At 72.6% G+C, this 9,055-nt stretch carries 9 protein-coding genes; 3 read left to right on the forward strand and 6 right to left on the reverse strand.

What is annotated here, in order from left to right; all coding sequences use genetic code 11:
• Positions 1 to 33: 33 nt before the first annotated feature.
• The 4 genes from ACIOD2_RS05590 to ACIOD2_RS05605 all read right to left on the reverse strand — a co-directional run bounded on the left by ACIOD2_RS05590 (position 34) and on the right by ACIOD2_RS05605 (position 2,986).
• A complete protein-coding gene (locus ACIOD2_RS05590; protein WP_400535415.1) occupies positions 34 to 114 on the reverse strand; it encodes a putative leader peptide in 81 nt (26 codons plus the stop codon).
• 96 nt (positions 115 to 210) lie between these two features.
• Positions 211 to 921, reverse strand: a complete 711-nt coding sequence (locus ACIOD2_RS05595) for an MBL fold metallo-hydrolase (protein WP_400534742.1) — start codon at positions 919 to 921, stop codon at positions 211 to 213.
• A gap of 164 nt (positions 922 to 1,085) precedes the next feature.
• Positions 1,086 to 2,183 (reverse strand): hypothetical protein, encoded by a 1,098-nt coding sequence (locus ACIOD2_RS05600; RefSeq protein WP_400534744.1) that lies wholly within the window; start codon positions 2,181 to 2,183, stop codon positions 1,086 to 1,088.
• Between the two features lie 290 nt (positions 2,184 to 2,473).
• Entirely contained in the window at positions 2,474 to 2,986 is a 513-nt protein-coding gene (locus ACIOD2_RS05605; protein ID WP_400534746.1) for a DinB family protein, read from the reverse strand.
• Between the two features lie 84 nt (positions 2,987 to 3,070).
• Here ACIOD2_RS05605 and ACIOD2_RS05610 point away from each other — a divergent pair, with 84 nt between their 5' ends.
• From ACIOD2_RS05610 to ACIOD2_RS05620, 3 genes are all read left to right on the forward strand, one after another.
• On the forward strand, positions 3,071 to 3,916 hold the full coding sequence (locus ACIOD2_RS05610) for a hypothetical protein (RefSeq protein ID WP_400534748.1): 846 nt from the start codon (positions 3,071 to 3,073) through the stop codon (positions 3,914 to 3,916).
• 78 nt (positions 3,917 to 3,994) lie between these two features.
• Positions 3,995 to 5,665: an ABC transporter ATP-binding protein gene (locus ACIOD2_RS05615; RefSeq protein ID WP_400534750.1), complete on the forward strand. Its 1,671-nt coding sequence runs from the start codon at positions 3,995 to 3,997 to the stop codon at positions 5,663 to 5,665.
• Complete coding sequence (locus ACIOD2_RS05620; RefSeq protein ID WP_400534752.1) at positions 5,662 to 7,413, forward strand: ABC transporter ATP-binding protein; 1,752 nt, start codon at positions 5,662 to 5,664, stop codon at positions 7,411 to 7,413. Before ACIOD2_RS05615 ends, ACIOD2_RS05620 begins: the two co-directional genes overlap by 4 nt.
• A 364-nt stretch (positions 7,414 to 7,777) precedes the next feature.
• Here the strand turns inward: ACIOD2_RS05620 and ACIOD2_RS05625 are convergent, their stop codons facing one another.
• Entirely contained in the window at positions 7,778 to 7,987 is a 210-nt protein-coding gene (locus ACIOD2_RS05625) for an MbtH family protein (RefSeq protein WP_400534754.1), read from the reverse strand.
• 11 nt (positions 7,988 to 7,998) lie between these two features.
• Positions 7,999 to 9,021: an ABC transporter substrate-binding protein gene (locus tag ACIOD2_RS05630; protein WP_400534756.1), complete on the reverse strand. Its 1,023-nt coding sequence runs from the start codon at positions 9,019 to 9,021 to the stop codon at positions 7,999 to 8,001.
• Between the last annotated feature and the right edge of the window lie 34 nt (positions 9,022 to 9,055).

Raw genomic sequence — 9,055 nt, forward strand, 5'->3', positions numbered from 1 at the left:
CGGGCTCAGCGGTATTCGCGCTTCAGCGCGGGATCAGGCGAGCGGACACGCCGCGCTCGCCTGCCGCCGGAGGTCGACGTGCAGGCGGGCGACGAGGAGTGCGCCGTGATGCATGGTCCCGAGCTTCGAGCCACGAACGGGTGAAGTCAATCCGTGGACGCGGACTCTCAGTCCGTGAAATAGCCGTGTTTCAGTCCGTGGAACGGCCTCTCAGCCGCCGAACATGACCTTCCATTCGTCGAGCGAGCGCGGCCGGTAGACGAAGTTGGTGCGCTTGACGTCCGACAGCGGCGCCGACGGCTCGGCGGAGTACTGGTGCCCGGGGTAGACGACGGGGTCGCCGGCCAGCCCGGCGAGGGCCTGCAGGCTGCGGTAGATCTCCTCGGCGTCCCCGCCGGGGAAGTCGGTGCGGCCGCAGCCCTCGAGGAACAGCGTGTCCCCGGAGACGAGCTTGTCCTCGACGAGGAAGCACTGGCTGCCCGGTGTGTGGCCGGGGGTGTGCAGCAGCCGGATCGGGATCGCGCCGACCTCGAGGACGTCGTCGTGGTCGTGCGCGCGCAGGTCGGTGTCTGACACCCCGGTGACCCGCCGGACCCACTCGCTCTCGGCGCCGTTGACGTGGATCGGCACCTGCTGGACGGCGAGCAGCTCGGCGATCCCGGGCAATGAGAAGCCCATCATGTCGCCACCGACGTGGTCGGGGTGGTGGTGGGTCGCGAGCACCCCGGTGAGCCGCATCTCGTCGGCGGCGAGCACGTCCAGCAGATCCCGCACGGCGTAGGCCGGGTCGACGATCACCGCGTCCCGGGTCTCGCGGTCGCCGATCAGGTAGGCGAAGTTCACCATTTGCGTCGCCACCGGGTCCCCGACCGCGAAGTCGCGGCCCGCGAGCAACTGCCGGAAGTAGAGCCGATCCGTCATGCCCGCCACCCTACGGCCACGCACCGGACTCGCCGACCAGGCCCGCACCCGCTCCCGTCCCGGGTGGCGCCCCGGCTGGCCACCCGCCTCGCCGGTCGGTGGCGCAGCCTCGGGGCACCGGCCGACCGGCAAGGGCCGCATGTGTCGGCCGAGGTCGTCCCCTGTCACTCCGCGGCCCACTGATGGACGCTGCCCCGGTGCAGAGCGGCGTAGACGCGGTCGCGCAGGACGTTGGCCTCGTGGTCGGACAGCGTTGCACCCATCGGGCGGAGTACCAGGCGTACCAGCAGGTTCTTCTGATCGGCGCTCGCGCCGAGCCGGGCGAGGGCCTGCGGCGGCAGGTCCGCGCACGGCGTCTCCTGCCGGATCTCGACCGTCTCGACGACGTCGGCGTCGGCGCCCAGCGCGTCGCGGACGCGGTCGCCGAGGTCCTCCGCGAGGTCGTCGGCAGCGACGGCGATCGAGAGGTCGCGGCGCACCGGCGGCATCGCCGACACCGGGCGGTAGGGCTCGAGGTCGAGCATCTGGCCCGCGACCGCGGGTTCGGCCGAGCGCAGCAGCCGGATGTCCGGAACGCCCTTGAGCAGCATCAGCATCCGGTCCAGGCCCATCCCGAGGGCGAGCCCGGACCAGCCGTCAAGCCCGGCCCGCGCGAGCACGGCGGGACCAGCCAGCCCGCATTCGGCGACCTCCACCCAGGCGCCGTCGTGCTCGACGGCGAGCTGGGCACCGTCCACTGTGTACGGATGCCGCCGGTCCGCCAGCCGCCACCGGCGGCCCGGCAGGAGCGCACCGGCCAGTTCTTCGAGGTCGGCCCGCCCCATCGGGCGGCGGGTGATCCGCCACAGGTCGAGCTGGTGCGGCGTGCCGCTGTGCAGCCGGTCGATGCTGTCGCGGCGGTAGATAACACCCGGGCACACGAGCAGGACGTCGTCGGCCGGGTTCGCGGCCAGCGCGCGCAGCGCCGCCGGGATCAGCGCGCTGGAATGGCTGCGCAGCATGCGCTCCGCGTCGACGTAGCGGGTGTAGCGCGCGTCGCGGGTGACGTCGGCCGGGTCGTAGCCGAGGTTGTCGTAGTTGTCGGCGACGGTGACGATCCGATCCCCGGGCCACCACCGGACGGCGCACGACCACCTCGCGGTGAGCGCGGCGACGGCCCGGTCGACAACGAGCTGGATCGCGTGCGGACCGGCGGCCGGATCGGTCAGATCACGGACGGCGAGGTCGCGGGTGAGCTGGGCCGGGGTGAGCGAAGCAGGCATGACGGAACCTCCGAGGTGAGCGGGACGATGGGGCGACTGCTCCCCCTGGCCCGGACACCCGGTGAGGTCGGCGCGTACGCGGCCGTTCCGGCACGCTTCAACCGGTCGAAGCGCACGGTGGAACGAAATCCGATCAGGCAAGCCCGATCAAGCCGGACCGCCCGCGGACATGGCACCGCAACCCCACTGACATCCGTGAAGGACCAGGGGGCCGGTAAATCGGCGGTACTCCGCGACGACGGCCACACACCCACGCTATCCCGCGTGTCACCCGTTTTTCCTGCACGCCGTCATTCACCCACCTCCCCGTCGGCCAGCTCCCGCAGGACGTCCAGGTGCCCCACGTGCCGAGCCGTCTCCTGGACGACGTGCGCCAGCACCCACCGCACGGTGAACTCCGAACGCCGCCTCGTGCGGTCGTCGGGGGTGAGCCCGTGGAGGGCCTTCTCCACCCGGGCCCACTCCGCCTTGTACGCCGCGACGACCGACGCCGGGGTGTCGTCCTCGGTCAGGTCCCAGCTCGGGTCCGGTTTGCCCGCCCAGAGTGACGGCAGGTCCGCACCACCCGCTTCGATCGCCAGCCACCACCGCTCGACCGCGGTCAGGTGCTTCAGGACACCCAGCGCGCTCATCCGCGGTGACGTCGGCAGCAACGTCGCGGCGGCGGCCTCGGGGGTCAGCCCGGCGACCTTGTTGACCGCGGTGGCGCGGAGGAACTGCAGGAAGTCCAGCTGCACGCGCAGCTCGTCCCAGGCCAGGCGAGCGGGCCAGGAACGGCGCATCTTCGAACTCGTGTTCGACATGAAGACAAGATAGCGAGGGGGTCCGACAAAATCCGGAGCGCCGCCAAGATCACGCCGGACGCGAACGGTCCTAGGGTGGGTGGCATGTGGTGGGGACTCCTCTGCGCCTTGGGCGCGGCCTGCGCGTACGGCGTCGCGTCGGTCATGCAGTCGGTCGCCGCGCAGGCGACCGACACCGGCGCCGACGGCGTCGACCCGAAACTCCTGGTGCGCGTGCTCGGCCAGTGGAAGTTCGTGCTCGGCCTCTCGCTGGACGTCCTCGGGTTCGTGGCGCAGATCGTGGCCCTGCACGTCCTGCCGCTGTTCGTCGTGCAGGCCGCGCTCGCGGCGAGCCTCGCCGTGACCGCGGTCGCCGCGCGGTTCCTCGGCGTCCGGCTGGGCAAACGGGAGTGGGGCGCCATCGTCGTCGTGTGCGCCGGCCTGGGCCTGCTCGGCGCGGCCGCCGAAAGCGAGGGCTCGGACCCCGTCGGCCTCGGGTTCCGGCTGGTGCTGATCGGCGCGGTCGTGGTGCTGGCCGGGGCCGGGATCGTCGCCGGGAAGGCGCCCCGCCGGGTGCGGACGCCGGCGCTCGGCCTGGTCGCCGGGCTGGGCTTCGGCGTCGTCGCGATCGCCGGGCGGATCATCCCCAGCCTCGCGCCGCTCGACCTGCTCAAGGACCCGGCGACCTACACCGTCGCCGTCGCGGGCGGGATGGCGATGCTGTTCTACGCGACGGCGTTGCAACGCGGCAGCGTCACCACCTCGACCGCGATGATGGTGCTCGGCGAGACGGTGTTCCCGTCACTGGTCGGCGTGCTCGTGCTCGGCGACCGCACGCGGCCCGGGTTCGTGCTGGTCGCGGCGGCCGGGTTCGTCCTGGCCGTCGCCGCCGCGCTCGCCCTGGCGCGGTTCGGGGAACCGGCGACCGACCCCGTCGCGGCCGTCAACTGAGACGAAGCCGACCGTTTCCCCGTAAGTTCTTTACTTAGACTAGCCTTACCTATCCCACGACAGGACAGGGAGGCGCGGGTGAGCACGACCGGACGGGAAGTCCTCCGCCGTTCGATCGCCGGGCAACGCAGGTCGGTGGCGCTCGCGTCGCTGCTGACGGCGTGCCACCAGGGCGGTGAGGCGCTGGTCCCGGTGGTGATCGGCGTCGTGATCGACCAGGCCGTCGCGGGCGGCTCGGTCTGGACCCTGCTCCTCTGGCTGGCGGTGCTCGGCGTGCTCTTCGCCGGCCTGTCGACCAGCTACCGGCTCGGCGCCCGCTCCGGCGAGCGCGCCGCGGAACGCGCCGCGCACGAACTGCGCCTCGACCTCGGCCGCCGCGTCCTGCACCCGGGCGGCGGCGCCGAAACCGGCAACCTCGCGGGCGAACTGGTGAGCATCGGGACATCGGACGCCAAGCGCGTCGGCCAGCTCAACGGGGTACTCCCGTTCGGCGTCGCCGGACTGGCCGGGCTGCTGGTCAGCGCCGTCGTACTGCTCACCATGTCGATCCCGCTCGGCCTGCTCGTGCTGCTCGGCACTCCGCCGATGCTCTACCTCGCGCACCTCATCGGAAAGCCTCTCGAACGCCGCAGCGAGGCCGAGCAGGAGCGCTCCGCGTTCGCCTCCGGGATCGCGACGGACCTCGTCGCCGGGCTGCGGGTGCTCAAGGGTGTCGGCGCCGAGCGCGCGGCCGTCGACCGCTACCGCCGCACCAGCCAGGACTCCCTGAAGGCGACGCTCAAGGCGGCCCGCGCCCAGGCCTGGCACAACGGCGCGCTGCTCGCCCTCACCGGCATCTTCATCGCGCTGGTCGCGCTGGTCGGCGGCAACCTCGCCGCGGCGGGCGACATCACCATCGGCGACCTGGTCGCCGCGGTCGGGCTCGCCCAGTACCTGATCACGCCGTTCTCGATCTTCTCGTGGGTCAACGGCGAGCTCGCCCAGGGCCGGGCGTCGGCAGGGCGGATCGCCGACGTCCTCAACGCGCCGCCCGCCGTCGGCGAAGGCACCGCGACGCTGCCGGCCCCGGCGCCCGGGCACGTGCGCCTGTCCGCGCTGGGCCGGGGTGCGCTGCGCGACGTCGACTTCGAAGCCCGGCCGGGCGAACTGCTCGGCGTGGTCGCCACCGACCCGGCCGCCGCGACCGACCTGCTCGACTGCCTCGGCCGCGCCGCCGACCCCGCCACCGGGTCGGTGTCGGTCGACGCGGTCGACCTGTCCACTGTGGACCCGAGCCGCGTGCGGGAGGTCGTGCTGGTCGCGGCGCACGACGCGGACCTGTTCGCGGGGACCGTCGCCGAGAACGTCGAGCCCGGGCCGCGCGTCGCCGAGGCGATGACCGCCGCCGCCGTCGACGAGGTGGCGAGCGCGCTGCCCGACGGCGTCGCGACCGCGGTCAGCGAGCGCGGCAGATCACTCTCCGGCGGGCAACGCCAGCGGGTCGCCCTCGCGCGGGCGCTGGCCGTCGACGCGCCGGTGCTCGTGCTGCACGACCCGACGACCGCGGTCGACACCGTCACCGAGGCCCGCATCGCCGCGGGCCTGGCGGAGCTGCGGCGCGGCCGCACGACCATCCTCGTGACCACCAGCCCGGCCCTGCTCGCCGCGACCGATCGTGTCGTGCTGCTCGACGACGGGCGGATCGCCTGCGAAGGCAGCCATTCCGAGCTGGCCGACCGGGCCGACTACCGGGCGGCGGTGCTGTCATGACCCGAGAACTCCTCCCCGTCGCCGACGGGCCGCGCATCCGCGCCGTCCTCGGCGAGCTGATCGGCCGGGCCAAGGGCCGCGCCATCGCCGCGTTCACCATGCTGGTCGCGGCCACCGCGATCGGCCTGCTCACCGCTCCCCTGCTCGGCCGCGTCGTCGACCTGGTCGCGTCGAAGCAGCCGGCGACCGAGCTCGTCACGCCGGTGGTCGCGCTGGTCCTCGTCGCGCTGGCGCAGGCGGTCGCGACCGCGCTCGGCGTGTCGATGGTGTCGCGCCTCGGCGAGACGATCCTCGCGGAGCTGCGGGAACGCTTCGTCGAGCGGGCGCTGGGGCTGTCGCTCGAACAGGTCGAACGGGCCGGGTCCGGCGACCTCACCGCCCGCGTGACGAACGACGTCTCGGTGGTCGCGGAGGGCGTCCGGGAGGCGCTGCCCGAGTTGGGCCGCTCGGTGCTGACGGTGGTCCTCACGCTCGGCGCGCTGGCCGTGCTCGACTGGCGGTTCTTCCTGGCCGCGCTGGTGGCCGTGCCGATCCAGCTGTGGACCGTGCGCTGGTACGTGCCGCGCGCGAAGCCGTTGTACGCCAGCCAGCGCGAGGCCGTCGGCGCGCAGCAACAGCAGTTGCTGGACACCATCGGCGGCGCGAAGACCGTCCGCGCGTTCAGCATGGGCGACGCCCACATCGAGCGGGTGCGCAAGCGCTCCGACAGCGCCGTCGAGCTGGCGCTGCGCGGGATCCGCCTGGTGACGCGGTTCTACGCACGGCTCAACCTCGCCGAGTTCGTCGGGCTGTCCGCGATCCTGGCGATGGGCTTCCTGCTGGTCGGGGCGAACGCCGTGACGGTCGGTGTGGCGACGGCGGCGGCCCTGTACTTCCACAGCCTGTTCGGCCCGATCACGACGGCGCTGGCCCTGGTCGACGACGCGCAGGCGGCCGCGGCCAGCCTCGCGCGGCTGATCGGCGTCGCCGACCTGCCGGCCGAGGCTCAGCCCGCGCAGCCGGCGCGCCCGGTCGACGCGTCGGTGAAGACGGCGGGCGCGGGTTACTCCTATGTGGACGGTCACCCGGTACTGCGGGAGGTCGACCTCGGCGTCGCGCCCGGCGAGCGGGTGGCGCTGGTCGGCGCGAGCGGCGCCGGGAAGACCACGCTCGCCAAGCTGATCGCCGGCATCCACCGGCCCGGCACGGGTTCGGTCACGCTCGGCGGTGTCCCCCTGGACGAGCTGGGTCCCGAGGCCACCCGCCGGACGGTCGCGCTGATCAGCCAGGAGGTCCACGTCTTCGCCGGGCCACTGGCCGAGGACCTGCGCCTGGCCCGGCCGTCGGCGTCGGACGACGACCTGCGGGCCGCCCTGACGAAGGTCGGGGCGCTGCCCTGGGTGGACGTGCTGCCGGACGGCCTCGCGACGGTCGTCGGCGAAGGCGGTCACCAGCTGACGGTGACGCAGGCGCAGCAGCTGGCGCTGGTCAGGCTGGTGCTGGCCGACCCGCCGATCGCGATCCTCGACGAGGCCACGGCCGAAGCGGGCAGCGCGGGTTCCCGGGTCCTGGAGTCGGCGGCCGCGGCGGCCCTCGAAGGCCGCACGGCCCTGGTGGTCGCCCACCGCCTCACCCAGGCGGCGGCGTCCGACCGCATCGTGGTCCTGGACGCGGGCGCGGTGGTCGAGTCGGGCACCCACGACGAGCTGGTGGCCGCGGACGGGCAGTACGCCAAGCTCTGGGCGGCCTGGTCCGGCCAGCGCGCCTGACGCTGTCCGTGAAGGCCACCTTGAGGGACTCTGAGTCCCTCAAGGTGGCCTTCACGGACAGACGACACGCCGGGAACCCAAGCGGCTCCCGGCGTGTCGTCTCTCGAATCACGTGTGTCGACCCCGCAATCACCCGTGTCGTCCCTCCAGGCACCCGTGTCGTCCGCCTGGGTACGCGAGTCGTCCATCCCGGTACGCGCGTCGTCCGGTCGGCACTGTGATCGAAACGCCGACACGCGTGATCAGAGGGTCGACTCGCGTGCTTGAAGGGACGACACGCGTACCTGGGCGGACGACACACGTACCGGGAAAGACGACACGCCGGGAGCCCCAGCGGCTCCCGGCGTGTCGTGTTCGGGAAGGGTCAGTTGTCCATGGCGTCGGCCAGGGACTTCGGCCGCATGTCCGTCCAGTTGGCTTCCACGTGGTCCAGGCACGCCTGACGGCCGGACGGGCCGAAGGAGACAGTCCAGCCGGCCGGGACGTCGACGGACTCCGGCCACAGGCTGTGCTGGTTTTCGGCGTTGACCAGGACCAGGTACGTGCCTTCGGGGTCTTCGAACGGGTTGGTCATCGGGGGCCTCCTCAGGCGGTGATGTCCGTGCGGGCGCCCTTCACGACCTCGGCCAGCTTCTGGATGACCGGGGCCGCGAGCACCGGGTTGAACCGCGGCTCGGTCGACCAGTCGGCGAGCTGGCTCGCCTTGACCGCGGGCAGCTGCGCCCACGTCGGGATCGCGGCGAGCTGCTGGCGCGAGAGGGCGAAGGTGCGGCTGTCGCTGAGGATCAGGTCGGCCGGGTACTTGCCGGCCTGCTCCCAGCTGAGCGTCTCGAAGTAGTCGTCCGCGCCGGCGCCGTTGATGATGTCCAGGCCCAGGTCGCGGTAGTACGCGAGGTCGGCGAAGAACTCCGGCTTGCAGACGTACAGGTTGTCCTTGTCGCTGGACACCACGAGCACCTTGAGGCCGGGCTTCGACTTGATCGCGGCCTTCAGGTCGTCGGACGCCTTCTGGAAGTCGTCCTTGCCCTTCTTGATGACGGCCGAGTTCGCGTCGCCGCCCAGTGCGACGGCGAGCTGCTCGTAGCGCTCGATCACCTTCGGCAGCGTGACCTTGTACTCCGACAGCGCGACGATCGGCGCGATCGCCTGCACCTTGGGGCCGAGGTCGTCCTTCAGCACCCACAGGTCGGTCGGCTTGGTGCCGGTGAGCCCGGTGACGACCAGGTCCGCCTTCAGCGCGGCGAACTTCTCCATGCTGAAGTCGTCCCAGGCGTTGCCGATCGAGGTGACGGCGTTCAGGTCGATGTTGCCGGCCTGGATCTCCTTGGCACCGTCGGCCGTCTTCTGCGGGCCGAACACGCCGACCGGGCGGACGCCGTAGTCCCAGAGCGCGGCGGCCGAGCTGGCGTAGGCGACGACCCGGGACGGGCGCTGGTCGCGGGAGGCCTTCTGGTTCCGGTCGTCGGTGAACTCCCACGGCCCGGAGGCGGCCGCCGCCGGCTTGTCGTCACTGCTGCCGCACGCCGTGAGCGCCGCGGCCGCGGCGAGACCGCCGGTGCCGATCAGGAATCCACGCCGGCTGAGCCCGGCGCCTTGAAACACGGACATGAGAACCTCTCGCCAAGCCTTTAGGATAGGCACA

The sequence above is a fragment of the Amycolatopsis sp. NPDC088138 genome, from assembly GCF_044741685.1.
GTDB lineage: Bacteria > Actinomycetota > Actinomycetes > Mycobacteriales > Pseudonocardiaceae > Amycolatopsis.